Annotated in this window: 28 protein-coding genes; 22 read left to right on the top strand and 6 right to left on the bottom strand. The window is 32.0% G+C overall.

Annotation, left to right across the window (positions count from 1 at the left end; genetic code table 11):
* Positions 1–56 precede the first annotated feature (56 nt).
* The 4 genes from MOV42_RS00905 to MOV42_RS00890 all read left to right on the top strand — a co-directional run bounded on the left by MOV42_RS00905 (position 57) and on the right by MOV42_RS00890 (position 2,312).
* Positions 57–362 (top strand): hypothetical protein, encoded by a 306-nt coding sequence (locus MOV42_RS00905; RefSeq protein ID WP_324171942.1) that lies wholly within the window; start codon positions 57–59, stop codon positions 360–362.
* A 149-nt stretch (positions 363–511) separates the two neighbouring features.
* Positions 512–1,384, top strand: coding sequence for a hypothetical protein (locus tag MOV42_RS00900; protein ID WP_324171941.1), 873 nt, complete (start codon positions 512–514; stop codon positions 1,382–1,384).
* A gap of 37 nt (positions 1,385–1,421) precedes the next feature.
* A complete protein-coding gene (locus MOV42_RS00895) occupies positions 1,422–1,790 on the top strand; it encodes a hypothetical protein (RefSeq protein ID WP_324171940.1) in 369 nt (122 codons plus the stop codon).
* A 225-nt stretch (positions 1,791–2,015) separates the two neighbouring features.
* Positions 2,016–2,312, top strand: coding sequence for a hypothetical protein (locus MOV42_RS00890; protein ID WP_324171939.1), 297 nt, complete (start codon positions 2,016–2,018; stop codon positions 2,310–2,312).
* A 164-nt stretch (positions 2,313–2,476) separates the two neighbouring features.
* On the opposite strand, the gene MOV42_RS00885 is transcribed toward MOV42_RS00890, so the two are convergent.
* Positions 2,477–3,370, bottom strand: coding sequence for a glycosyl transferase (locus MOV42_RS00885; RefSeq protein WP_324171938.1), 894 nt, complete (start codon positions 3,368–3,370; stop codon positions 2,477–2,479).
* Between the two features lie 80 nt (positions 3,371–3,450).
* On the opposite strand from MOV42_RS00885, the gene MOV42_RS00880 reads away from it, so the two are divergent.
* The 6 genes from MOV42_RS00880 to MOV42_RS00855 all read left to right on the top strand — a co-directional run bounded on the left by MOV42_RS00880 (position 3,451) and on the right by MOV42_RS00855 (position 9,614).
* Positions 3,451–4,275 (top strand): SDR family oxidoreductase, encoded by an 825-nt coding sequence (locus MOV42_RS00880; protein ID WP_324173040.1) that lies wholly within the window; start codon positions 3,451–3,453, stop codon positions 4,273–4,275.
* A 10-nt stretch (positions 4,276–4,285) separates the two neighbouring features.
* A complete protein-coding gene (locus MOV42_RS00875) occupies positions 4,286–5,206 on the top strand; it encodes a helix-turn-helix transcriptional regulator (protein ID WP_324171937.1) in 921 nt (306 codons plus the stop codon).
* A 104-nt stretch (positions 5,207–5,310) separates the two neighbouring features.
* Positions 5,311–6,129: an SDR family NAD(P)-dependent oxidoreductase gene (locus MOV42_RS00870; RefSeq protein ID WP_324171936.1), complete on the top strand. Its 819-nt coding sequence runs from the start codon at positions 5,311–5,313 to the stop codon at positions 6,127–6,129.
* Positions 6,130–6,174: 45 nt separating this feature from the next.
* Positions 6,175–7,392 (top strand): cytochrome-c peroxidase, encoded by a 1,218-nt coding sequence (locus MOV42_RS00865; protein ID WP_324171935.1) that lies wholly within the window; start codon positions 6,175–6,177, stop codon positions 7,390–7,392.
* Positions 7,389–9,224 (top strand): multiheme c-type cytochrome, encoded by a 1,836-nt coding sequence (locus MOV42_RS00860; RefSeq protein ID WP_324171934.1) that lies wholly within the window; start codon positions 7,389–7,391, stop codon positions 9,222–9,224. The genes MOV42_RS00865 and MOV42_RS00860 overlap by 4 nt, the downstream gene beginning before the upstream one ends.
* Positions 9,225–9,614, top strand: a complete 390-nt coding sequence (locus tag MOV42_RS00855) for a thioredoxin family protein (protein WP_324171933.1) — start codon at positions 9,225–9,227, stop codon at positions 9,612–9,614.
* Position 9,615: 1 nt separating this feature from the next.
* On the opposite strand, the gene MOV42_RS00850 is transcribed toward MOV42_RS00855, so the two are convergent.
* Entirely contained in the window at positions 9,616–9,930 is a 315-nt protein-coding gene (locus tag MOV42_RS00850) for a hypothetical protein (RefSeq protein WP_324171932.1), read from the bottom strand.
* Between the two features lie 138 nt (positions 9,931–10,068).
* On the opposite strand from MOV42_RS00850, the gene MOV42_RS00845 reads away from it, so the two are divergent.
* From MOV42_RS00845 to MOV42_RS00790, 12 genes are all read left to right on the top strand, one after another.
* Complete coding sequence (locus tag MOV42_RS00845) at positions 10,069–10,257, top strand: hypothetical protein (RefSeq protein ID WP_324171931.1); 189 nt, start codon at positions 10,069–10,071, stop codon at positions 10,255–10,257.
* Positions 10,258–10,416: 159 nt separating this feature from the next.
* Positions 10,417–10,743, top strand: a complete 327-nt coding sequence (locus tag MOV42_RS00840; RefSeq protein WP_324171930.1) for a hypothetical protein — start codon at positions 10,417–10,419, stop codon at positions 10,741–10,743.
* Positions 10,744–10,992: 249 nt separating this feature from the next.
* Positions 10,993–11,475 carry a cytochrome c gene (locus MOV42_RS00835; protein ID WP_324171929.1) on the top strand — a complete coding sequence of 161 codons (483 nt, stop codon included), beginning with the start codon at positions 10,993–10,995 and terminating at the stop codon, positions 11,473–11,475.
* Positions 11,465–12,898 (top strand): cbb3-type cytochrome c oxidase subunit I, encoded by a 1,434-nt coding sequence (locus tag MOV42_RS00830; protein WP_324171928.1) that lies wholly within the window; start codon positions 11,465–11,467, stop codon positions 12,896–12,898. Before MOV42_RS00835 ends, MOV42_RS00830 begins: the two co-directional genes overlap by 11 nt.
* 10 nt (positions 12,899–12,908) lie before the next feature.
* A complete protein-coding gene (locus tag MOV42_RS00825; RefSeq protein ID WP_321779406.1) occupies positions 12,909–13,061 on the top strand; it encodes a hypothetical protein in 153 nt (50 codons plus the stop codon).
* A gap of 60 nt (positions 13,062–13,121) precedes the next feature.
* The gene (locus MOV42_RS00820) at positions 13,122–14,762 is read left to right on the top strand and encodes a cytochrome D1 domain-containing protein (protein WP_324171927.1); all 1,641 of its coding nucleotides are present in this window, start codon (positions 13,122–13,124) and stop codon (positions 14,760–14,762) included.
* Positions 14,763–14,935: 173 nt separating this feature from the next.
* Positions 14,936–15,241: a cytochrome c gene (locus MOV42_RS00815; protein WP_324171926.1), complete on the top strand. Its 306-nt coding sequence runs from the start codon at positions 14,936–14,938 to the stop codon at positions 15,239–15,241.
* Positions 15,241–16,362, top strand: coding sequence for a radical SAM/SPASM domain-containing protein (locus tag MOV42_RS00810; RefSeq protein ID WP_324171925.1), 1,122 nt, complete (start codon positions 15,241–15,243; stop codon positions 16,360–16,362). The genes MOV42_RS00815 and MOV42_RS00810 overlap by 1 nt, the downstream gene beginning before the upstream one ends.
* 5 nt (positions 16,363–16,367) lie before the next feature.
* The gene (locus MOV42_RS00805) at positions 16,368–17,498 is read left to right on the top strand and encodes a cytochrome D1 domain-containing protein (protein ID WP_324171924.1); all 1,131 of its coding nucleotides are present in this window, start codon (positions 16,368–16,370) and stop codon (positions 17,496–17,498) included.
* Positions 17,498–18,238 carry a uroporphyrinogen-III C-methyltransferase gene (cobA, locus tag MOV42_RS00800; RefSeq protein ID WP_324171923.1) on the top strand — a complete coding sequence of 247 codons (741 nt, stop codon included), beginning with the start codon at positions 17,498–17,500 and terminating at the stop codon, positions 18,236–18,238. The genes MOV42_RS00805 and cobA overlap by 1 nt, the downstream gene beginning before the upstream one ends.
* Complete coding sequence (locus MOV42_RS00795) at positions 18,231–19,745, top strand: ATP-binding protein (protein ID WP_324171922.1); 1,515 nt, start codon at positions 18,231–18,233, stop codon at positions 19,743–19,745. The genes cobA and MOV42_RS00795 overlap by 8 nt, the downstream gene beginning before the upstream one ends.
* Positions 19,735–20,433: a response regulator transcription factor gene (locus MOV42_RS00790; protein WP_324171921.1), complete on the top strand. Its 699-nt coding sequence runs from the start codon at positions 19,735–19,737 to the stop codon at positions 20,431–20,433. The genes MOV42_RS00795 and MOV42_RS00790 overlap by 11 nt, the downstream gene beginning before the upstream one ends.
* Here MOV42_RS00790 and MOV42_RS00785 read toward each other — a convergent pair.
* The 4 genes from MOV42_RS00785 to MOV42_RS00770 are packed head-to-tail and all read right to left on the bottom strand — an operon-like array spanning position 20,423 to position 23,957.
* A complete protein-coding gene (locus MOV42_RS00785; RefSeq protein WP_324171920.1) occupies positions 20,423–21,541 on the bottom strand; it encodes a multiheme c-type cytochrome in 1,119 nt (372 codons plus the stop codon). The two genes, MOV42_RS00790 and MOV42_RS00785, sit on opposite strands and share 11 nt — an antisense overlap.
* Positions 21,542–21,593: 52 nt before the next feature.
* Positions 21,594–22,295: a tetratricopeptide repeat protein gene (locus MOV42_RS00780; RefSeq protein WP_324171919.1), complete on the bottom strand. Its 702-nt coding sequence runs from the start codon at positions 22,293–22,295 to the stop codon at positions 21,594–21,596.
* Between the two features lie 10 nt (positions 22,296–22,305).
* Entirely contained in the window at positions 22,306–23,529 is a 1,224-nt protein-coding gene (locus tag MOV42_RS00775) for a dicarboxylate/amino acid:cation symporter (protein WP_324171918.1), read from the bottom strand.
* Positions 23,526–23,957 carry a hypothetical protein gene (locus MOV42_RS00770; protein ID WP_324171917.1) on the bottom strand — a complete coding sequence of 144 codons (432 nt, stop codon included), beginning with the start codon at positions 23,955–23,957 and terminating at the stop codon, positions 23,526–23,528. The genes MOV42_RS00775 and MOV42_RS00770 overlap by 4 nt, the downstream gene beginning before the upstream one ends.
* Positions 23,958–23,975: the final 18 nt, after the last annotated feature.

Genomic DNA, 23,975 nt, shown 5'->3' with positions numbered 1-23,975 from the left:
AAGGTTATTCTATATATAATGATTTTGAATAAATAGTGATACAAAGGTGAAGTGCATTGAAAATTAAACTTGAACAAATTTTTATTATCCTGTTTATTATTAGTATCCCCTTTATAATATATTTTGGAGTATCAACAAAATCTCAGTTAACAATAAAAGGAACAGTAGTTGATTTTGGAGCAACAACAGATGATACAGGCATTCACTCTTTTTTAATGGTCAAGTTAGAAAACAACAGAACTATTAAAATAGACTATCAATTAGCTTCAGGACTCAATATTGGTAAAAAAGTTCTTGTAAATGAGAGAACAACAAAATTATTTGATATGAAAAAATATAAGATAATAAAATGGTACAAATAAAACTGTATAACAATTACTAGGAGAGAAATAGTTTAAATGGAGATAGAACTACAAGAACAATATCAAGATATAATTAATAAAATTCGGCAAAGAATTTTATCAGCAGAAATATATAACAAATCAAATGTTAGACACTAAGGAAGCTGATATTGTATAAAATAAATACCAAGCCTAATACTTCTGTTTCTACAGATACTCTTAAAAACAAACTTCCTCAAAGACCATGGAGTGTAAACTATGCACTTTCTATACTTTTCATGACAGCTCTTTATGGGTTTGTTTTTAAAATCACCAAAGATACTTTTGATTTTATAACTCTAATTAACATAATGGTTTATTGCGCTGTATTATTTGGTATGTTTAAAGGGAAAATTCTTGTTCGAAATATCTTTTTCATTATCTCCATACCTGCTCTTTTAATTCTTGCTATTGGATCGGTGGCTATGTTACAAAAGCCGATGCTTGATACTTTCACTATTATTGAAACAGTACTTTTTAGTATCATTGTTGCAACTTCCTATGTGATGCTATTCATGAAGTCATCACAAGAGTGGTTTTGTGCAATGGAAGGTTCTAATGTTAAAAAAGAATCGCATACAATCTCATGGAACTTTCAAATAACTTTAATTATCTTATCCATAGTCATTGGCATCGTTATAATGCTACTGGACATATCGTTTATTGATATTAAAGAACTTATTCAAGGGAACTATCCTAATGAAAAATTTCGAATAGTAGCTATTATTGCCAACCTATCTATTAGTCTATTTATTAGTTCACTTATTGTATTATTACCTTTTAGCATGGCTATAGGATATTGGAAAAAAGCCAATCCTTCTATATTGACGCGTTTAATCACTATGGGCGTTATTCTACCCTCAATGCCTTTTACTCCCGGAAATACTTTAGAGATAATGGGCTCTTTCTTCATAGTAAAAGTCATCATGACAGCTTACATAGCGTATTTTTCTATAAATTTAGGCACAAAAGTTTATGCTTATATTAAAAAAGATACCATCTAGGTAAATGATGATGATGATAACAAAAACGAGGAACATAATGAACTTACGAAAAGAAATTGAAAAATTAATATATTGGTATATACCAGCAATAATGATTACCTATTTTTTAGGAACCGCTGTAACTGCACAAGTTAAACAAATCAATGGAGCAACACCTTTGCTAACTTGGGGAATACTTGCTATCAGTTTGTTACTAAATCATGTCCACAGTATTGTTGTAGCTATTTGGCTATATTTTTTAGCAAAAAAAATGAATCAAAGGAATATTCTTTGGGCATTATTTGGTCTTGTCGCTCATATATTTGCAGTTGCTTTATTTATAGCCCTGTATGTGTACGAAGAAACTAACCCAAATGAAGACAACAATATTAAAGTAAAAAGAAAACTGTTTATATGGTCAAAATAGATGACATATCTAAAGTACAGACCTCTAAGAGACTAAATACTAATAAACAAAAGTTAAGAAGGGCAATATGATAAAGAAATGAATAGCTTTTTTACAGAGTTAAAATCCAAATATGCAGAATAATCTTTTTCAAATTTTAGATTTAAATTTAGAAAATCACAATATTTTAATAAAGACACAACAAAACAGAGCTGAACTCACGTTCCGTTAGCTATAGGAATTAAAATGACTGACAAAGAAAAAGCAATATTAACTTTATCAAAAAAAGAAATTGATAATATATTTTTAGATTATCTTTATAGCTTGAAAAATATTTTCATAGCTCGTTCAATAATTTTATTGATATGTTTATATATATATTTTTTTCAAACTGATGCATCTTACCTTATCTTTGCATCAGGTATACTAATTGGTAGTTTTGCTCAAGACCTTGCATGGATATCAACATTATCTAAATCGTGGCCTTTTTCAAAATCTATTATGGATTGGAAAAAGGTAAAAGAAATTGCTGAATCAAAATAAGACTTAAGTAAATAAGCTAACAAATGCTGACATCCTAGCTGAATTTAGGAAGTGAGGCTTTAGCCTCGCCTTTTTTGCGGGACTCATGTGAACTATGCCATTTCAAAGCATAGTTTAAAAGTCCCATTTCCTAAAAAAATTGTACTTATTTAACAGTCTTAAAATTAGTTTAGTTTTTCCCAAGCCTCATCAATACTAGAAGCATTTTGGGTTACAAAAAGATAAACTGCAGCGTTTAGTTTTGCAAGTTTCATATACTCATCAGATGGGTTATTTAGCTGACTTAGTGAGTCTTCTAAAGTTATAGCATCTGATGATTTTGCATAGTTAATTCCGTAGTTTGCTGGGTCAACTACTATCTCTTCTACCTCATCACCATTTGAAATCCATAAACGACCTTTACTAAATAGCTCAGGTGTTCCTTCATTTCCTTGGATAAGTGCAAATCTTTTATATCTATCAGAGAATATCTTTACATATTTTTTTACATACGGCTTGTGAAACACACCTGTGATAGCATACTCACTGTTTGCAACACCAGGAAGTTTTTCTATAGTGTTAAAACCACTGCGAAGACCTAGTTTCATACGAAGTTCGGTAAGGTCACTTATCTTAGGGAAAAAGTCTGCACGGTCAAAGTAGTGAGCATTTTTGTGTAGGTCTATGTTTGTAACGATATCTTTGATAGTTATCCCACCTTTTGCAGGAGTAAGCTCATCTCCAATAACAACAAGGTTAAGTCCTGATTCTTCAAGAACTTTTGCTACAAGAGGAAAAATATAAGGGTTTTTAGCTTTTCCATCAAAGGGATAACCAAGCTCTAAAGAGTTGGCAACTGTAGTTTTTTTTATGTAAGCGTCACAAGCTTCTATCGCTCCACGAAACTCCGTTATTGTCTCTGGTTTTAGTCTCCAACCTAAAAGGAAGGCTGCTGTTTGTTCACTTGGAATACTCTGATTCAAAATCTGATCCATCATATCTTTTGATTCTTCAAAACTTAAATCTCTGTTACCCTTAGGTCCAGTTCCTACTGCGTGTATATATTTAAAAAAGTCCATTTTTTGTCCTGCGTTATTGATATATATAGTGATTTTATAATTGTGTATGATATACTCATATACTTAATTTACAATGAGGTATTATCATTAAAAAAATAGTTTTAATAACAGGTGCCAGTTCAGGCATGGGCAAGGCTGCTACAGAGTTTTTATCAAAACAAGATTTTTTAGTTTATGCAGGAACAAGAGATATTAAAAAACTCCAAGATTTACAAGAAGAAAATATCATACCCATAAATCTTGACATTACTGATGAGGCTAGTGTAAACAAAGCAGTTCAAAGCATCTATGATAAGCACAAGAAAATAGATATACTTATAAACAACGCTGGTTACGGGCTAGTCTCAACAGTTGAAGATGTTAGCGAAGAAGAGATGTTTTCTCAATTTAATGTAAATGTATTTGGAGTTTTAAGAATGTGTAAGGCAGTCATTCCTATTATGAGAGAAAATAAAAATGGCATCATCATAAATATTTCTTCATTTTTAGGAAAAATCGGGCTTCCTCTTTTAACTCTCTACAACTCTAGTAAATACGCGGTTGAAGGCATTACAGACTCTCTTCGTTATGAATTGAAAGATTTTAATATAAGAGTTCATTCTATCTTGCCAGGATTTTTTGACACTAAATTTGCAAGAGATAACCTTGTTACAAACTTTGAAACTTTTGACAAAAACTCTCCTTATGCATCTCTTGTTTCAAACCTCGCACCTGTGATAGTTGCACAAATAAATAATGGAAATTCACCTCAAGGAATCTCTAATATAATCTTAGAAATAATTCAAAATGACAACTTTCCAGCTCGTGCTACTGTTGGCGATAAGGCAAAAAAATTTATACCGATGAGAAAAGAATTAAGCGATGAAGACTTTGAGCGACGAGTTATAGAGTACTATAACTTATAGTGAGCATCTAATGGATAGTTTCTTTTTTAATATTACAGACGCTAACTACAAAATAACTAAACTATATGAACATAAAAAAGAGCATATCTCGCGAGTTGACATATCTAATGGCATAGTCTTTTTTGATGTGCATCTAGACTTAAAATCCAAAAAAGAATTTAAAGTAAAAAACCTTGATAGGATGGTAGTCATTACTGTTTGTAAAAAAGGCGACTTTAGTATTAGAGATAATATTGCAAAAAAAACTTTTGTGGCAAAAGAAGATAGTATAAATATTTTCACTTCTTCAAGACAGGATTTGAAACTTAGTATAAACGAAGGTGATGATACGAAAATATTTGTACTTTTTATAGCCGATTTTATTCTAAAAAGATATCTAAGTTCAAACTCACAAGAAGTCATAAATTTTTTATACAACAAAGTTCAAGATGAAGTTTCTTGTGAACTTATACATACTCAACCATTAGATGCCATAAGTTTATACATCATAGAGAAAATCATAAATAGTTCGAGTGATAACTATATGAACAGCATAAAGTGTGAGCATAATATTTTAGAGTTTATGATTCATAGGTTTGCTTTAGTAGATATGCAAAATGATGAACTTAGCAATGATGAAATCTGCATTGCAAGATCTTCTAAAGCTATTTTACTGCGTAGTTTTACAAGTCCACCTAGCATAAGTATATTGGCTCATTTGTGTGCGACAAATGAATCAAAACTAAAAAAAGTATTTAAAAAAGTCTATAAAACCACCATTTATGGCTATATTCAAAAACTGCGTCTTGAAAAAGCAAACATACTTCTCAAAGAGCAGTTTTTAAATATTGGTGAGATTGCCAAAGAAGTTGGTTACAAACATCAAGGACATTTCTCAAAGCTATTTTATGAATTTTATGGAGTTTATCCAAAAGATTTGTTAAAAAAATAATCCCTCCTCTGCTAAAATAAAATTCTTCTACTGCTAAAAAACTATTGATGATAAATTATTATTGATATATACTCTAATAAATAAAATCTTATCTGGAGTTCAAAATGTCAATAGTAGTTTTAATAACAAGTGTTATTTCAAATATGGGTGAGATTACAGCTAAAAGTTTAGCTGATAATGGATATATTGTATATGCTGGAACAAGAGATATAGATGCTGTGCCAGATGATTCTTCACTTAAGAGCATCTATATAGATATAACAAAAACAGATAGTATCACTAAAGCAGTAGATGCGATTGTCAAAAAAGAAGGAAAAATAGATGTCCTTGTAAACAACGCTTGTTACGGTCTTTTAACGACTGCTAAGGATGAAACTGATGAAGAAATATTTAACCAGTTTGATGTAAATGTACTTGGTCTTTCAAAAGTCACTCATGCGGTTCTTCCTTATATGAGAGAAGCAAAAATGAGAGAAGCAAAAAGTGGTGTGATTATCAATATCTCTTCATTCTTAGGAAGAATCGGTCTTCCTTTCTTAGCACATTATAACGCTTCAAAACATGCAGTGATAGAGGGTATAGTTGATTCTTTGAGATTTGAAACACTTCCTTGCAATGTAAGAGTTCACTCCATTCAAGCTTGGCTTTTTGGTGCAAACTTTGTAAAAAATGGACTTCTTGTAAATGCACAAACAACTTCTGAAGATTCACCATATAAAGATTTAATATCTCACTTTGTACCAATTATAAACGAAGGTTCCTCTCCACAACCAATAGCAGATGCTGTCAAAAATATTATCGAAAATGAAAATTCTAAAATTTTTGTACCAGTTGGTATAGAAGCTACAACAGTTGTTTCTCTTAGAAAAGAGTTAAGTGATGAAAAGTTTGAAGAAAAAGTAAAAGAAACTTTTGACATCTAAAAAATCTCTTTAGTGTATAATATAAAAATATTTTAGGAAAAATTTATGAAATTTTTTGTTTATGTCTTTATTGCTTTATTGATAGGTATCTTTGTTATATCTATATTATTACCTACAAAAGAGAAGCCTCAATACAGCGATAACGAGCTAAGAGAAGCTGCACTTTCAAGAGATATGTCAAGTATACCTAGAACTTATGAAGAACTTTTAAAGCTTGTTAACACAGAAGAAAATAGCCTCTCTAAAGCTAAAATAGAACTAGGTAAAGATTTGTACTTTGATAAAATATTATCAAAAAGTAAAGATATAAGCTGTGCAACTTGTCATGTTATAAGTAAAAATCAAAAAGACAAAAATATATACCTAAATGCTCTTACTTCAAAAGAAAACGATAAAACAGACTGTGTTATTTGTCATCTCTCTGACCAAAGTGGAGTTGATAGATTTGAAGTAGCAGTAGGAGATGCTGGTAGAGAAAACCCTTTTCATCTAAATACTTTAACAACTCTAAATGCAGCTCTTGCAAAGTACCAAACATGGGACGGAAGTGTAAAAACTGTCCAAGAGCAAGTTGGAGCATCTATACAAGCAAAAGAACAAATGAACCTATCAGCATCTGAGGCTGAGAAAAGATTATCTCAAGATGATGTTTATCTAAAAAAATTTGCCCTTGCTTTTAAAGATGAAAATATAAACTTCCAAAATATCCAAAAAGCGATAGGTGCTTACCTTAAAACACTTGTTACTAGAAGTGATTATGATAGATTTTTAGATGGGGACAACGATGCCATGAGTCAAACAGCCAAAAAAGGTTTAGCAAATTTCTTAAACTTCGGCTGTAAAGGCTGCCATACAGGAGTAACCGTCGGAGGACAAAGCATACAAAAATTTCCTCTAAGAGATTACAATAGTATCATTGATGTAACAAACTCTTTTAATGAAAATGAAAAAGCTAGAGAAGTTAGCCAGTTTAACTTCAATGCAAAAATGTATCATCCTTTTCCTTTTGAAAATAAGGGTGGTTTTATGGGTAAAGATGGAGACAGACTCTTTAGAGTTCCGATGCTAAGAAATGTTACAAAAACTTCACCTTACTTTCATAATGGAGCTATTAAAAAAATTAGAGAAGCAGTTTATCTTATGGGGAAACATCAGCTTGGTATGAACTTGACAGATAAACAGATTGATGAGATAGTAGAGTTTTTAAAAGCTCTTGAGGGCGATATAGTTGATTATAAAATAGTTGATAAGGTTAAATCATGAAAAATATACATATGAAAATATATATCATACTAATGTTTGTAAGTGGAATCTTTCAACTTAGCATCTTTGGTTTAAGTTGGGAATATTTTAGAATGGCTCAAGCCGTGCACATCTTAAGCTCTGCTTTTGTAGCTATCTTTCTTCTTTTACCTTTCGTAAATCTTCATACTTATGAATATATGATTATTAAAAAAGCAAAAAGTACAAGCGGCGTACTGCTTGGTCTTTTGCTATTTTTTATCATAGCTAGTGGATTTTACCTGTTTTTAGTTGGAAATAGAGGCTCAGATGCCTTTGGCATCTACTCTTACTATACTCATCTATATGGCTCATTTATTTTACTATTCTTTTTATTTTTACATGCAAAGAAAAAAATAGCTACAAATGCGAACCCGACACTTCTTCTCGCTTTACTTCTTAGCATCTCCTATCCAACTCTCTCATATAGCGATGATGTCCAAAAACTAACAAATATAAAACTAGAAGATGGGGTAAGCAGATATCATAATGAAGACTGGACAAATTCCGCAAAATGTAAGTCTTGTCATACAGAGATTTTCAACCAATGGGCAGACTCAAATCATCGCCACCTTACAGGTTCAAACCCTTACTATATGGTTATGGAGAACTTAGCTGGAGCGGACATGGGCGATGAGTTTAGACAGTGGTGTATGGGTTGTCATAACCCAAGTGCAGTTACTACAAAACAAAAACGCTCAACTCACAATATGAACGGAAATCATATGCCAAATTTTCTTTTTGAGAGTGGGGCAAAAGATTTGATAAGTGATTTGAAAAATCATGGAAACTCAAGACTAGAACAAGGTGTTTCTTGTGTGACTTGTCATAGAATAACAAAAACTGACTCTAAAGGAAATAGCTCTTATTCTCTTGATTTAACAAACAGAAAAAAGTATGTTTTTGAAGATAGCAATTCAGATGTAGCTAACTTTTTAAGTGAAAAATTTATAAATTCAAATCCTCTAGTCCATAAACAAAGTTACTCAAAAGAGCTTTATAAAAAGAGTTCTTACTGTGCATCTTGCCATGATGAGTTTTTACCAGAATCTTCAAAACGCCCTATCGTTTCAACCTTTAAAGAATGGGAAAAATCACCCTTTAACAACCCAAAAGACCCTACAAAACATAAAACATGCATAGACTGTCATATGACCTACTTAAAAGATAACAAACACTCACCACTAAGAGGAACTTCAACTACTGGCGGGACAATCAAAGATGATATAAAAGTTCATTATTTTGCAGGAGCAAATCATTTCTTATCTGGTTTAAAGAGTAAAGAACATGAGGACCAGACCATTCAGCTTCTTCGTACTTCTGCAAAAGTTGATGTTGAAATTACAAAAGGAAAAATTTTAGTTGGTGTTAAAAATATTGGTGCTGGTCATCACTTACCAACAGGTGTTTCTGACTTTAGAGAACTTTGGCTTAATATTACTATCAAAGATAAAAACTCTAAGATTGTGTTTAGTAGCGGAAAACTAAAAGACGATGGGAACTTAGACACAGATGCCAGACCTTTTATGAAGGTTTTTGGAGATGAAAACTCTAAACCTGTGGGACTGCTTTTTTGGAGATATAAAAAACTCATAAGCGATACAAGAATTCCTGCTGGTAAAAGAAGGGTAGAATCTTTTGATATTTCTAACTATAAGAATTTGAAGTATCCTCTTAGTGTAGAAGCAAAACTAAACTTTAGAATCTATCCACAATGGGCAACAGATATAGTTAAAAGAGCTTATCCACAACTGCCAAATCCACCTGTTATAACGCTACAAACTGTAAAAAAAGAGTTTGTAAAAGCTAAGTAGATGCGTATTATTATACTTTTCCTTTTACTCTTGTCATCAGTCTATGCCAATCATGTAAGTTGGTATGGAGATTTTGATAAAGCACATCAAGAAGCTTTAAAGCAGAACAAAAAGCTTATGGTATTGCTTATCAAAAAAGATTGTCCAAAATGTAAACAAACACTTAAAACAACATTTTTAAATCAAACTTATATAGAAAATATTAACAAAGATTATATATCTGTCATAGTTACAAAAAATCAAAAAGCAAGTTATCCTATTGAGATGCTTTATACTTTTACATATCCATCGCTATTTTTTTTAGACAATAAGGAATTATTTATTTGTGAACCAATTAGAGGAGGGATAACTCCAGATAGACTAAAGATCCATCTGAAAAGCTGTAAGTGAGTTAGTGAGAAGTTTTGTTAAGTTCTTCTGCAATAGCATCTTGAAGGTCTGATGTATTTACATTTTCATCAAATGCTATCTTACCTCTAGAATATTTTATTGATGTTGAAACTGTTTTTTCATCTTCAGTTTTTTCAGCTAAAATTTCGTTATTTTTAAATTCTGTCATTCTCCAACCTGTTGTTTCAGCAGCTTTTATAATTGCATGTTCTATTTTTTTGCTGTTATACTTTTTTACATCAAGAGTTTTACCACAGCCTGTTGAGAACAAAAGAGCAAAAGCAGATATTAAGGTTATAGATAAGATTTTTTTCATTTTACTTCCTTTTTTTATTTTCTTAATAAAATATAAATTTTACAAAAAAATTTAGTAAATCAATGATATAATAAGAATTCTTAAATAGAATTGATGTGAATCAAGTTAAAATCTCATAAATTTAGAAGGTAATCTAACATGCAAGACTTAGTAACTATACTTGTTATGACTCTTCCTATGTTACTCTTTAGTATCTATCCTGGTCTTAAACTAGGCGACTTTCTCGAAAAAAAATATGCCATTGAAGAAAGTACAAAACGAAAAGTTATAATCATTACAACTATTGTTTTTACACTTACATTATCTTCTCTTTTATTTTATCTATAATCTTTCAATTGTTTCATAATGTTACATGAAATATAAAATTTTACTTAAATTTTAAATTAATCAAAAAAATTGATATAAGTCAACTTATTTTAATCCAAATAGGAATAAAATACTATTTGATTCTGAAGAACTATATTATATTACAAATGGAGATGCAAAATGATAGAAGAAGTTGTTATGAGACAAGATATCCCTTTAGATGACTTTTTACCTATTTTTGTATCTTCTGCACTTGTTATGGTATTTGGAGGTTTCTATGTTGGTATATATACCGCTGTAAAAGTTAATTTACTGAAAAAATGGACTATGCCTATTGCATATATATTTTGGATGCTAACTGCCTATTGTTTATATATAATGGGAAGTTTAATGATGGTAGGTGAATTTACAGCGAAAGCTTTAGTAGTTGCAGGGATAGGATTATTTCTTCTTCCTCATGCAGTCTACTATATGCAACATCAAGTTCACGAAGAAAATGAACATTGATATACAGCATATATATATATCAACAAAAAATTTTAGGAGGTTACAGTGGCTAAAGTATCTGTATGGAGTGACAACCGTTTCTGGCAACGTTCAGCAGCATGGATCACAGGATTTGCAGCAGTATTACTTATTTGGCTAACATTTGACACAGCGGGTCAAATAGCAATGGGTACTGATGAAGATTTAAAAAATGGCGTAACTAAAAGGGTTCCAGGACCTACGGTTATCAACTATAAAATCACTTACGAAATGAGCACATCACGTGGGCACGAAGTGCCAATCATTGGTGGTAACGACGGAAAAGGAATGTCTTTATTTCAAGAAAAAGAAAAGTTTTTCGGAAGAGATGACTGGTCTGAGGAAGAAGCAGGCGCTTTACTTCACTTAGGTAAACTAGGTTCTCAAACTAAAAACTGTATGAACTGTCATACACTTCTTGGAAATGGTGCATATTATGCTCCAGACTTAACAAAAGCTTGGTTAGATCCAGCATGGGGACCAGAAGGGTCAATGCAGGCAATGACTGGTAAAGATACTAAAGAAGAAGCAATGGCGGAGTTTTTACAACATCCATCAACTTACCCTACTCATGCTCGTATGATGCCAGATCTTGGTATTACAGAGAAAGAGGCTAAAGGTTTGGTTGCTTTCTTGAAGCATATGTCATCAATTGATACTAATGGTTTCCCAAGAAACTTCGGAAAAATCAAAGGAGCAGTTCATGGCAAGTAAATTTTTAACAGGTGTAGGAAGTGAGTCTAAGCAATTAGCGACATGGTACTTTACCTTTGCTTTTATCCTTTTTGGAGCACAATTATTATTTGGTCTAGTTGCAGCGATTCAGTATGTAATGCCAGGTTTCTTATTTGAGCTACTTGACTTTTCAGTTGCTAGAATGTTACACATCAATGCACTAGTTGTATGGATGGTTTTTGCAATGTTTGGTTCAGTTTATTGGTTGTTACCTGATGAAACTGGAATTGAAACTATCGGTATCAAAGTTGGTAAATTATTATACTGGGTATTTGTAGCAGCTATCGTTGTTGTTATCCTTGTATATCTATTTGTTCAGGTTGGACCTGCTGATGAAATGTCAATTTGGTTTATTCATGAGGGTCGTGAGTATATTGAAGCTCCTCGTTGGGCTGACTTCGGTATAGTTGTAGTTGCTCTTGGATTTGTTGCTAATCTTTTCTTAACAGGAATGAAAGGTAACCGTTCAGGTATCGTTACAGTTCTTATGGCAGACATGATTGCTTTTGCTGGTTTATATTTAGCAGGTATGTTCTTTACAGACAATATCTCTGTTGATCAGTACTGGTGGTGGTGGGTAATTCACTTATGGGTTGAGGCTACTTGGGAAGTTTTCGTTGGTGCGATTGCTGCTTATGGTCTTATCACTATGATTGGAGCTAGCCGTAAAGTTGTTGAAATGTGGTTATGGATTGAAGTAGCAATGCTATTTGGTTCAGGTATTCTTGGAATTGGACATCACTATTTCTGGATTGGTACACCTGAGTACTGGTGGGAAATTGGAGCATTATTTAGTGCGCTAGAGCCTCTACCACTTGTTGCTATGTTCATCCATGTTATGTATGACTGGGGTAAACAACAAGGTAAACAAGCTGCTAGCGGTAGCAATGTATCAGTAGTAAACAACCAACCTGCTTTTGTATGGTTTTGGATGAATGCTTTTGGTAACTTTTTAGGTGCTGGTGTTTGGGGATTCTTCCACACATTACCACAAGTAAACCTTTATACACACGGTACACAGTTTACATCAGCTCACGGACACCTTGCGTTCTTTGGTGCTTACGCAACTATTCTTATCGGTATGATGTATCTTGCTATACAAGGTACAAACGGTATTAAAGTTATGAAAAGTACAAAGTCTTCTATTATTGCACTTAGCTTAATAGTTGGTGGTGTTATGGGTATGACTGTTGCACTTACTATTGCTGGTTATGTTCAAGTTCTTGTTTCTCGTGCTCAAATGGGTGCTACATGGGCAGGTTATTTTGACGGACAAAGCGGTATGTGGTTTGCACAAGCAATGGATTGGAGATTAGTTATGGGACTTGTTACCTTTACAGGTTTCTTATTCTTAGCTAAAGATTTCTTAAGTATTGGCAAAAATCCAATACACACAAAATAAGGAGATATAAATGTTTGAACCTTTTACAGATGTAGTACCAAGTTTTTTTGGTATGTTAAATCAAGGTCCTTTGACTCTTACTATCTTTCTTCATACTGTTATTATACTTCCAATGATTTGGATTTATAAACAGGAGAAAGCTCGTTTAGAGAGTGAAAGTTAAAACCATCTAGTCGGCGGGCCACATTGTGGCCGCCATATCTTAATTTAAAGGAAGAATAAAATGAGATTAAACAAATTAGTTATGTCAGTTGCTGCTTTAGCAGTAGTTAGTTCAGGTTTATTTGCTAGTACATCGAAGATGGATGTAGAAAAAGTTTTTGAGAAAGAGTGTCAAGGTTGTCACGGTCCAAATCACGAAGGTGGTGTTGGTTCTGATTTACGCCCTGCAGTTATTTCTAAGAAAAATGCTTACACACTATCAGAAGCAATTTTAAATGGTATTCCTGGCACTGCAATGCCAGAATTCAAAGAAAAATTCACTAAAGACGATGCTGATAAAATGGTTGATTATCTTCAACATTTTAAAGGTAAAAAAATGGCTGTTCTTACAATGGACGCTGTTAAAAAAGGCTGGAAACCTTTAAATGACAGAATGGCATTTTTCAAAAAATATCCACATGCTGTAGATGTTAAGAAAAATACTGATATCTGTTTCGTAACAGAAAGAGATGCTGAAAGAGTTGCATTTGTTGATGGTACTTCTGGTAAAATTTTATCTAAGCACCCTGCTGGTTTTGCTGTACATGTTACAGTAACTAACAAGCGTCAACCTCGTTATGCTTACTCTATCTCTCGTTCAGGTCTAGTAACAATGTTCGACCTTAACACTCCGGGTCAACAAAAAATTGCTCAAATCCAAGTTGGTTCTGACTCTCGTGGTCTTGCAGTTTCTCCAGATGGTAAATACCTAATGGCAGGAAACTATGTTCCAGGTGGAGCAATTCTTATGGATGCTATGACTCTTGAGCCATTAAAAGTTTATCCAACTTCAAGTGTTATTAACAATGAAGGTAGTATCGAGTCTTCTCGTGTTGCTGGTATTTTTGATACACCGTATGGTCCTTACATTGCATTTGCACTTAAAGATGCTGGTCATGTTTATATCATAGATTACTCTAAGCCAAATTTTCCAATTGTTGGTGATATTCCAAACATTGGTAATATCCTTCACGATGGTTTCTTAAATGAAGGTAAAGAGATTGGTAGATATTTATTTATCGCTTCTCAAGGTTCTGATGTTATCGGTGTTGTAGATTTTAAAACTAAAACTTTAGTTACAAAAATTTATACTGGTCCATCTGCTAAGCCACATCCAGGTCAAGGTTCTTCTTTCTTTAACGAAGGTCTAGGACAACAACTTGGTGCTACTGTTAACATGAATCTTGGTCAAGTTACTATCTGGGATGATAACTTTGATGTTATCCGTCAAATTCCTACAGGTGGTGGTGGATTATTCATCGGTACTTCTGAGCACACTCCATTCTTATGGGCTGATAATGTTCTTGGTGGATCTTCTAACTGGAACAAAGTTCACTTAATTAATAAGCAAACTTTAGAGTTAGATAGAATCATTACTGTTGGTACTAAAAAAGGTACTGTTACAGACCCTGTTACTCACAAAGTTCTTTACAAATGGAATGTTCCAACTGTTAAAGACGCTAAAGGTAAAGCTGTAATTCCAAGAATTTTACACGCTGAACCAGCTAATCACGGTCACTGGACTATGATTTCTGAGTGGAATGCTGGTCGTATCGGTATATATGAAGCTAAGACAGGTAAATTTGTTAAATATATCAAAGGTTTAACAACTCCTACTTTTACTTATTCTATCGAACACAGACAAACAATTCCAGGTGCTTAATCGCATCTAAATTATTTTCCCCTTTTGGGGAAAATTTTATAATTTTCAACTTTAAACCCTCTGCCTTAAATCTTCAAATTTTAAATTAATTTTAAATTTTATTTTTCTTGATTTATAAAGCTTTATAACAAGTTTTTTTTTGCTAAAATAATGCATTAAAAATAGAGGTCTAAATGAAAAAAATATACTTATTACTTTTAACACTCTGTTTCTCACTTCAGTCCAACGATTTAGATGGTAAAGAAGTCTTTGAAACTTACTGCTGGGGTTGTCATCACCAAACTGCAGTAGCCTTTGGCCCTCCTTTTAACAAAATTGCAAATAAACGCACAAAAGAAGAAATTCAAGCTTACATTATAGAACCAAAAGCAATGTATAAAGCTTTTGGCTACAAAAGAACTGTTATGACACAGCTCAAATTAAACGATAAAGAGATAAATGCTATTAGTGATTATATCCTCTCATATAAAGGTAAATAATGTTTAGATTATCAAATCTTATATCTTCCGTAGTTGAAAATAAAAAAGAGAGAGTTTTAGATGGTAGCATAGCTATTTGGAACTTTACTAACCGCTGTAACTTGTCTTGTCTTCACTGTTACTCAAAATCAACTTTAGATGAAGTTGACACTCTTACAACAGTGCAAATCAAAAAAACTATTTTACAAATGAAAGCAAACGGTGTTAAGTTTATCATATTTTCAGGTGGAGAGCCACTAACGAGAAAAGATTTGTTTGAAATAGCTGACTACTGCAAAGAAAATGGCATCATCACTTATCTTTCAAGTAATGGTCTTTACTTTACAAAAAGAAATGTGCAACGAATAGTAGATACTTTTAACTATGTTGGAATAAGCATCGATGGAGATGAGCCTACTCATGATTATTTTCGTGGACTAAAAGGTGCATTTGTTGAAACACTTAAAGCTGTTCAGTTAGCAAATGCCACGGGAGCTAAAGTAGGTATTCGCTTTACTATGACAAAAGACACTATTGATTCTCTAGAATATATTTTTGATTTAGCAGAAAAAGAAAATATCCCGAAAATTTATATCTCACACCTTGTCTATTCGGGGCGAGGATTAGACAACTTAAAAATGGATCTTTCTAAAGAGCAAAGAAGAAAGGCAGTTGAGTTTATACTTAAAAAAGCGTTTGAGTATTACGAAACAGGTCGAGACATTGAGATTGTTACTGGAAATATGGAGATGGATGCTGTTTTATTTTTAAATGAATTTGCATCTAGATACCCCCAGCTAAAAGAAACTATGAGAAAGAGGCTTGTAGTTTGGGGTGGCAATTCTGCTGGTAGAAAACTACTTAATATAAATAGCGAAGGCGATGTAAGACCTGACCCATTTTTTCCACTAACTGTTGGAAATATTATAGAAGAAAATTTTGGTGATATTTGGCAAAAAGGTGAGTTGTTGGATAAGCTTAGAATACACCCTAGAAAACAGATTAGTGGAATTTGTCAAAGTTGTGAACAACTAGATATTTGTAATGGTGGCTCAAGAGCAAGAGCTTACGCAATAACTGGAGATTTGTGGAGTGAAGACCCATCTTGTTATTTAAGTGAATTAGAAAGAAAGAGGGATTAACAGTAATGAAGAAAATATTATTTAGTACAATAATTACAGCCTTGGCTTTTATCAGTATAGATGCAAAAGGCTTAAACCCAATAGCAGCTATGCTAAATACAAACGAAAAGATATTTGTTGTTGAAAGAGAGAGTGAATCTTTAGCAATCATAGAAAAAGGTTTAGCAAGAGGTCATCTGACTGGTATGCACAATATGAATCATGGTGTTGTAAAGTTTGAAGGCAAAGATGGCTATGTTATAAGTAGAGATGGCTGGGTAGTAAAATTTGACCCCGAAAAAGAGCTTATTGTAAAAGAGTTAAAGACTAGTGATAGTGCTATTGGCTTTACTATAACAAAGAATTTTCTTGCTGTTGCAAACTACGCTAAAAAAAGTGTAGATATTTTAGACCGTGATTTAAATCCTTTACAATCATTCCAAACAGGCTCAAAAAATGTTGGTATTAAAACTTATAAAGATTACTTGATTTTTTCGCAAATGGACAATGACAAAATAACTGTTTTAAGAGATACAAACTTTGGCAAAGGTCTTCCTAAATTTGTTATTCATAAAGAGTTTGAAGATGTTGGGATTATGCCTTTTGATGCCATGATAAAAGACAATAACTTTATAACTGGTTTTTTTCAAAGTCCATTCTTTGGTGTTGTAAATTTAGACACAATGAAATACTCTAAAATCAAAATCCTTCTTGAAGATAGAAAACCTGTTTTAAAAGTACCTCATTTTGGTTTTTGGAGTATTGGCGCTGGATATGTATTTATCCCTGCAGTTGGAAATAATAAGGTTTTAGTTTATACACCTGACTTTAAATTTGTAAGAAATATAACAACTGAGGGTTTACCAGTTTTTACAGCTCTTTCTCCAGATAAAAAATATCTAGCAGTCACTTTTAGTGGTAAGAAATTTCCTGTTATTCAAATCATTGATACAGCAACATTAAAAATCATAAAACGCTTTGAGTTTAATGGTAAAGTTTTACATGTTAGATGGTCAAATGTTAGACCAAATCTTTATGTATCAGTTAACGATGCTAATAAAGTTGCTGTTATAGATACAAATAGTTGGCGATTAAGCAGAGAAATGTTCAATATTAAAAAACCATCTGGTATATTTATATACGAAGGGAAAGACTAATGAGTAAAGTTTACTTAACAGGAGCAGGTCCAGGAGATATAGAGCTACTAACACTCAAAGCACTTAGGGTTATAAAAGAAGCTGATGTTATCATATACGACCGTTTAGCAAATCCTGACATTTTAGAAGAAGCAAAAAATGGCTGTGAGTTTGTCTATGTTGGCAAAGAAGATGGTCGTCACATAGTTCCACAAGATGATATAAATGAAGTAATTTATCAAAATTCTTTAAAATATAAAAATGTTGTCCGTTTAAAAGGTGGTGACCCTTTTGTATTTGGTCGTGGAGGGGAAGAAGCACTTTATCTTTTACAAAGAGATGTAAAGTTTGAAATAATTCCAGGTATAACTTCTGCTATTTCTGCTCCTGCTTATGCTGGGATTCCTGTTACGCATAGAGGAATTGCCGTAAGCTTTAGAGTAGTTACAGGACATGAATCACCAAATAAAAAAGTATCTCAAATTCCATGGGAAACATTTAAAACTGATGATACTATTATCTTTTTAATGGGGCTACATAACCTACCTAAAATTTCTAAAAAACTTATAGAAATTGGAAAGTCTAGTGACTTCCCTGTTGCCGTCATTTCTAAAGGAACTACAAAAGAGCAAATCGTTGTAGTTGGAACATTAGAGAATATTGTCCAAAAAGCTAAAGATATTCCTACTCCAGCACTCATCGTTGTTGGGCGAGTAGTTGAGCTTAGAGAACAACTTAAATGGTTTGAGGGAAATGTCTAAAGAGCATCTAGACTTTAAAGATGCTATTGAAATAGCAAAAGATATCTACTGGATTGGTATGTATCTTGAAAATGACCCTTTTCAATGCCATCCTTACTTAATTAAAAATGCTAACGAGTCCATACTTATTGATCCAGGTTCAATGTTAGAGTTTGAAGAAACTGTTAGAAAAATCAAAACAATTATAGATATCAGTTCAATTAAATATATAGTTTTACATCATCAAGACCCTGATTTAGCAGCGGCAGTTCCTGAAATAGAAAAACTTATAAATAGAGATGACCTTCAAATCGTAACACACTCAAGAATGTCTGTTTTAATCAAACACTATCTTGTAAGTTCATCTTACTATGAAGTGGATAAACATGATAATAAACTCATAACTTTAAATGGATATAGACTAGACTTTTTAACTACTCCATACTGTCATTCTCCAGGTGCTTTTGTGAGTTATGAGCCAAATACCAAGACTCTTTTTTCTGGAGATATTTTTGGTGGCATAGAAGAAAGCTGGGAATTTTATGCTGATGAGAGCTACTTTGAAAAAGCTAAACAATTTCACGAAGAGTATATGCCAAGTAAAGATATTTTTAACTATGCACTCAATAAAATACAAAACTTAGATATAGAACTTATTGCCCCTCAACATGGCTCAATCATAGAAAAACCTTACATTTTAAATCTTATAAAAGATATGAAAAATCTTGATTGCGGTTTATATATTGAAGAAAAATATAACTTAGAACTATTAGACACTATCAACGAACTGAAAATTCAAGAAAAAACTATACAAGAACAAGATAGGAAAATTTTTGAACAAGCAAAAAGAGCTGAAATGGGTGAGATGATAGGAAACATTGCTCATCAATGGCGACAACCTCTTGCTATTGTCAATACAATCTTAGCAATACTTAAAGAAAAAAATTCTTCAGATGCTTTAACTAAAGATGAAATCTCAGATAAACTGCAAAAGATGGAAAAACGAATTATTTATATGTCAGATACTATTGAAGATTTTATGAACTACTATAAACCTGATAAAGACAAGTCTTTTTTTTATATTTATGAAGCACTAGAAAAAGCCCTTGAACTAACGAACTATACAAAAAAAGATGAAAAAATAATTATAAATATTAATGGAGATAAAACACTAAGCATCTATGGACTTATGAATGAGTTTGTACAAGTGATAATCTCTATACTTACAAATATTGATGATATAAAAAACTCTAGAGAGCTCTGTGGGATACAAATAGACATATCAATACTAAGAGATGACACAGATGCTATTTTAGCCATAAGCGATAATGCTGGTGGTATACAAGAGGATATTATTTCAAAAATTTTCAATCCTTACTTTACAACAAAGCACCAAGCAATGGGAACAGGCTTAGGTCTTCATATTGCAAAGATGATTATTGAAGATAATATGCATGGCTCAATAGATGCAACAAACAATAATAATAATGGTGCAACATTTACAATAAGGATAAAGTGTGAAGACTAACAATATAATTAATGATATTTCAATCTTAATTGCTGAAGATGAATCAGAATTAAGAGAGTATCTAAAAGAGTATCTAGAACTTTTTTTTAAAAATATTTTTATTGCAAAATGCGGTAAAGAAGCTTATGAAATTTATCTTCAAAAAAAGCCTGATATTATTATAAGCGACATAAATATGCCTAACTTAGATGGACTAAGTATGGTTCAACAAATCAGAGAATCAGACAATGAAACCAACATCATTATAATGAGTGCACATTCTGATAGAGATAAACTTCTCAAAGCTGTAGAACTTAGACTCGTAAAATATCTTATTAAACCAATAAACTCACAAAATTTAAAGGATATTTTATTTGAACTCACACAAAAGCTAAGAATTTCTAAAAAAAGAATTTATCTAAATAGTAATGTATATTGGGATAAAGTAAGCCGAACTTTATTTCAGAATGATGAGCAAATATATTTAAAAGAAAAAGAATTACTACTTTTTCAACTACTCTGTTCAAAAACAAATCAAATATTTACTGCTAAAGAAATTTTTGAGTACCTCTATAAAGACCAAAATAATAAAGACTTTTCAGAATACTCTATAACTTCTTTTATAAAACGCCTAAGAGTTAAACTACCACAAAATTTAATCCAAAATGAATATGGTGCCGGTTATAAAATCACCCCCATCAATAAATAAATAGAGATTCTTTTACGCCAATATAAGGTTTAATAATATTTTTGGTAGTAATTTGAAGTTTTTTTGCTATTTTTGGACTTATTATATAACTTATCCATGTACTAATCACTTCATCACCTCGCTGTAATTTTGGTACTTTATAATTTACAACCTTTGAGCTTTGAGCTTTTAAATTTCTATTTAATTTATAAGCAATTGCTTTACTTGGCAAGGATATATTTCCTTTTGCATCTTTAAAAACTATAATAAATGATGCCTCTTTATCTTCAATTGGATTTTTCTCAAAGTTACTCCAAATAACTTTTGAATCTCTTTTTATAACAGTTTTTACAAATTTTAATCTCATTGGATGCGTAATAATTGAGTGCCCCATTTTATTATTAATTATAAGTGTCAATACTTCTGCTTCATAAGACAACTCTAATTTAACAGCTTTTTTAACCATTTCTAAAGAATGAATACCTAAGAAATTATGAGATACATACTTTTCTCGCATTCCTTTATCTTCTTTTTCTATTGTTCCTGATGTAGATGGCATATGACAGCCGATACAGTCACTTGTCTTGTCATACTGGTTTTTAGTGTTGCATACCTCAAACCCGAGTTTATTTTCTTTATGAGAGTGACAACCCATGCAAACTTGGGAATTTTTATATATCTCATTACTCTGTGAATTATGTTCATTACTTTCATATGGTTTTTTTAAGTTTCCAAAAACAGTTGGTTTTTTTTCTCCATTATAGTTTGAAAAATTAATTTTATGTGCTTTTGAATCATAAATCTTACTGATTTGATGACAGTAAAAACAAGATACTCCATCTGTTTGTCTATAACTGTTAGGGTTTGGCTGTTCCTTGCCACTCATTACAGCTCGAAGGTTTTTAGTAGCAGGCATATGGCATATTGCACATGAATACTTATCTTGATTTACAGCATTTTTAACTTTTTTATGAACCTCGTCTTTAAAGATTGAGGACTTATGATGCATAGATGACACATGTTCACGATATATATTTTCATGACACTCATTACAGGACTTTGAAGATGGGTAGTTGCTAGCATTTAGTCCAATACTAGCAATTACTAAAAAGGAAAAGATAAATTTCATAAAATGACCTCCGATACAAAATTTAAAATATTATATCGAAATTTACTTATAATTAATATTTTTCTAGATTATATTTCATCCATAATAACTCAGCATCTGCATTTCCAGAGTCAATGGCTTTTTTTGCCCATTTTTTTGCTTTTTTAAACTTATCTTGCTCACAATAAATTTCTGCTAAAAAATAATAAGCTCCCTCATCTCCATCTTTTGCATTTTTCTCTAACCACTCCGCAGCTTTGTCAAACTTTAAAAGTTGCATATAGATACGACCAATATTTTTCTTTGCTTCTTCATTCCCGCCAAGAGCAGAACTTTCTAAAAGTTGAGCAGATTTTGTTACATTTATATCTGTGGAATCTCCTCTATAATGCATTAGAGCTAAGTTATACTGTGCATTTAGATTTCCCATATTAGATGATTTTTCTAACCACTTAAATGCTGATAATGAATCTTGTTTAGTATTATGTCCTGTTAAATACATCATTCCCAAATCGTATTGAGCAACTGCATTTTTATTATTAGCAGATTTTTTCAACCAAATAAGTCCATTTTTCACACTCTTTTTAGTCCCATAACCATTGAAATACAAATAACTAAGAGCATTCTGAGCAGTAGAATCATCAGCTTTTGCACTTTTTTCATATAGCTTAAAAGCTAAAGCATGGTCTTGTTTTTTAAATGCATCTAGAGCTTGTTTAGTGTCAGCTAAAAGAGTCATGTTGAGTATAAATAATGACATAATAAGTTTAAACATTTTTTTCCTTTTAAGTTGTAGATTTATTTCGTTTTTGCATTTGGTCTATAATCTTTACAACTACCAAATCAGATGTTACATTTAAAGATGTTCTAGCCATATCTAAGATTCTATCAACTGCTACAATAATAGCTATATACTCAACAGGAAGTCCAATTTGATTTAAAATCACAACCATCATAACTAAAGAAGCACTTGGAAGTGCCGCCACTCCAACACTAAGTGCAACAACCGTAATACCCAAAAGTATTTGATCCATAAAACTTAAATCAACTCCTGCTAAGTGCGATATATAAAGAACTGCTATGGTTAAATAAGCAGCTGTTCCATCCATGGAAACTGTTGCACCAAGAGGTAAGACAAAAGAAGCATTTTTCTCATCAACTCCACCGACTTCTTCAACAATACGCATAGACACGGGAAGAGTAGCAGCACTTGAAGCAGTAGAAAATGCCATAATTGGAGCTTCACGGATAGCACTTAAATATTTGTAAGGATTTGTGCGTCCAAAGAACGCTAAAATAAGAGGCAGAGTAAAAATTGCGTGAATAAGTAAAACACCAATTACCATTAACATATACTTCCAAAGTCCTAAAATAACTTCTATCCCTTGGTCTGCTATAACATAAGATATAAGAGAAAAAACACCGATAGGAGTAAGCTTAATAATCCATTCTGCCATTGTTAGCATAGCATTTGTTACACCTGTAAAAAAGTCAAGCATTAAAACTTGTCTGTGTTCTTTTAGGTGCAAAGATGCTATGGCAAACAAAATACTAAAAACAATTATTTGCATCATTGAGCCATTTGCAAGGGAGTTGAAAATATTTACAGGAATAAAACTAAGTATCATACTTTTTAGTGAAAATTCTGCTATTTGAGAAGCTTTTTCAAACTCTAAGCCTTCAACAGATACAGGTACACCAATAGGAAAAATATTCATAACAACAATAGCAAGTAAAACAGCTAAAGCAGTTGTTAAAATATAAAGAGAAATAGTCCTTAAACCTATAGTTTTAAGCTCATCTAAACTCCCCAAACCCATAATAGCTACATAGATGCTAGAAAATACAAGAGGCACTACAAGCATCTTTAAAAAACTTATAAAAACTTGTCCTATAACTTGTTGTTGCAATGCTAGTTCTGGTAAAAAACTTCCAAATAAAATACCTAAGATTATTCCTAAAATAACTAAAGTGTTTGTCGTTGAGTATTTTTTTATTTTTTGTATCATAGTTTACTTTTAACCCTTACATTTTTCATCATTTGTTTCCAATCAAGAGAAAAATTTTTAATTGCATAAGTTTTGTGGTGAGGTACTGTACAAGTTGAGCAGTCTTGATGAATCACATCTTTGCCCATAAACTTTTCACCATTATTTATGTCACATTTACTAAGTATTTTAAACTCATTATAAACGCTAATTCCCTCATCATTAAATCTAAAATTTGGACAAGCACATAGATAACAGTTAAGCTCATCAATATCATGGCACTTTTTATTATCTTTGTAAAGTGGACAAAAATCAATTTCTTTTTTAACCATATTATCAAAATAAAAATATTCTACTATCTCATTATCAGATAAGTTTGATTTCTGTAATTTTTCTACTATTTTTTTATGCTTTTGTGCGTGAGCATTAAACCACTTATCGTAACTCATTTGGTATAATATCAAAAT

Source organism: Sulfurimonas sp. (assembly GCF_029027405.1).
Taxonomy (GTDB): domain Bacteria; phylum Campylobacterota; class Campylobacteria; order Campylobacterales; family Sulfurimonadaceae; genus Sulfurimonas.
Note: the sequence above shows the minus strand (reverse complement) of the source record. Positions and strands in the feature narration are given on the sequence as shown.

Excerpts from the sequence above, each read along its gene's own strand:
- MOV42_RS00775 (WP_324171918.1), bottom strand. The coding sequence starts at position 23,529 with ATGATACAAAAAATAAAAAAATACTCAACGACAAACACTTTAGTTATT.
- MOV42_RS00820 (WP_324171927.1), top strand. The coding sequence starts at position 13,122 with ATGAGATTAAACAAATTAGTTATGTCAGTTGCTGCTTTAGCAGTAGTT.
- MOV42_RS00780 (WP_324171919.1), bottom strand. The coding sequence starts at position 22,295 with ATGTTTAAACTTATTATGTCATTATTTATACTCAACATGACTCTTTTA.
- MOV42_RS00850 (WP_324171932.1), bottom strand. The coding sequence starts at position 9,930 with ATGAAAAAAATCTTATCTATAACCTTAATATCTGCTTTTGCTCTTTTG.
- MOV42_RS00865 (WP_324171935.1), top strand. The coding sequence starts at position 6,175 with ATGAAATTTTTTGTTTATGTCTTTATTGCTTTATTGATAGGTATCTTT.
- MOV42_RS00830 (WP_324171928.1), top strand. The coding sequence starts at position 11,465 with ATGGCAAGTAAATTTTTAACAGGTGTAGGAAGTGAGTCTAAGCAATTA.
- MOV42_RS00875 (WP_324171937.1), top strand. The coding sequence starts at position 4,286 with ATGGATAGTTTCTTTTTTAATATTACAGACGCTAACTACAAAATAACT.
- MOV42_RS00835 (WP_324171929.1), top strand. The coding sequence starts at position 10,993 with ATGAGCACATCACGTGGGCACGAAGTGCCAATCATTGGTGGTAACGAC.
- MOV42_RS00895 (WP_324171940.1), top strand. The coding sequence starts at position 1,422 with ATGAACTTACGAAAAGAAATTGAAAAATTAATATATTGGTATATACCA.
- MOV42_RS00810 (WP_324171925.1), top strand. The coding sequence starts at position 15,241 with ATGTTTAGATTATCAAATCTTATATCTTCCGTAGTTGAAAATAAAAAA.
- MOV42_RS00770 (WP_324171917.1), bottom strand. The coding sequence starts at position 23,957 with ATGAGTTACGATAAGTGGTTTAATGCTCACGCACAAAAGCATAAAAAA.
- MOV42_RS00825 (WP_321779406.1), top strand. The coding sequence starts at position 12,909 with ATGTTTGAACCTTTTACAGATGTAGTACCAAGTTTTTTTGGTATGTTA.
- MOV42_RS00785 (WP_324171920.1), bottom strand. The coding sequence starts at position 21,541 with ATGAAATTTATCTTTTCCTTTTTAGTAATTGCTAGTATTGGACTAAAT.
- MOV42_RS00840 (WP_324171930.1), top strand. The coding sequence starts at position 10,417 with ATGATAGAAGAAGTTGTTATGAGACAAGATATCCCTTTAGATGACTTT.
- MOV42_RS00870 (WP_324171936.1), top strand. The coding sequence starts at position 5,311 with ATGTCAATAGTAGTTTTAATAACAAGTGTTATTTCAAATATGGGTGAG.
- MOV42_RS00855 (WP_324171933.1), top strand. The coding sequence starts at position 9,225 with ATGCGTATTATTATACTTTTCCTTTTACTCTTGTCATCAGTCTATGCC.
- MOV42_RS00805 (WP_324171924.1), top strand. The coding sequence starts at position 16,368 with ATGAAGAAAATATTATTTAGTACAATAATTACAGCCTTGGCTTTTATC.
- MOV42_RS00795 (WP_324171922.1), top strand. The coding sequence starts at position 18,231 with ATGTCTAAAGAGCATCTAGACTTTAAAGATGCTATTGAAATAGCAAAA.
- MOV42_RS00885 (WP_324171938.1), bottom strand. The coding sequence starts at position 3,370 with ATGGACTTTTTTAAATATATACACGCAGTAGGAACTGGACCTAAGGGT.
- MOV42_RS00890 (WP_324171939.1), top strand. The coding sequence starts at position 2,016 with ATGACTGACAAAGAAAAAGCAATATTAACTTTATCAAAAAAAGAAATT.
- cobA (WP_324171923.1), top strand. The coding sequence starts at position 17,498 with ATGAGTAAAGTTTACTTAACAGGAGCAGGTCCAGGAGATATAGAGCTA.
- MOV42_RS00845 (WP_324171931.1), top strand. The coding sequence starts at position 10,069 with ATGCAAGACTTAGTAACTATACTTGTTATGACTCTTCCTATGTTACTC.
- MOV42_RS00860 (WP_324171934.1), top strand. The coding sequence starts at position 7,389 with ATGAAAAATATACATATGAAAATATATATCATACTAATGTTTGTAAGT.
- MOV42_RS00815 (WP_324171926.1), top strand. The coding sequence starts at position 14,936 with ATGAAAAAAATATACTTATTACTTTTAACACTCTGTTTCTCACTTCAG.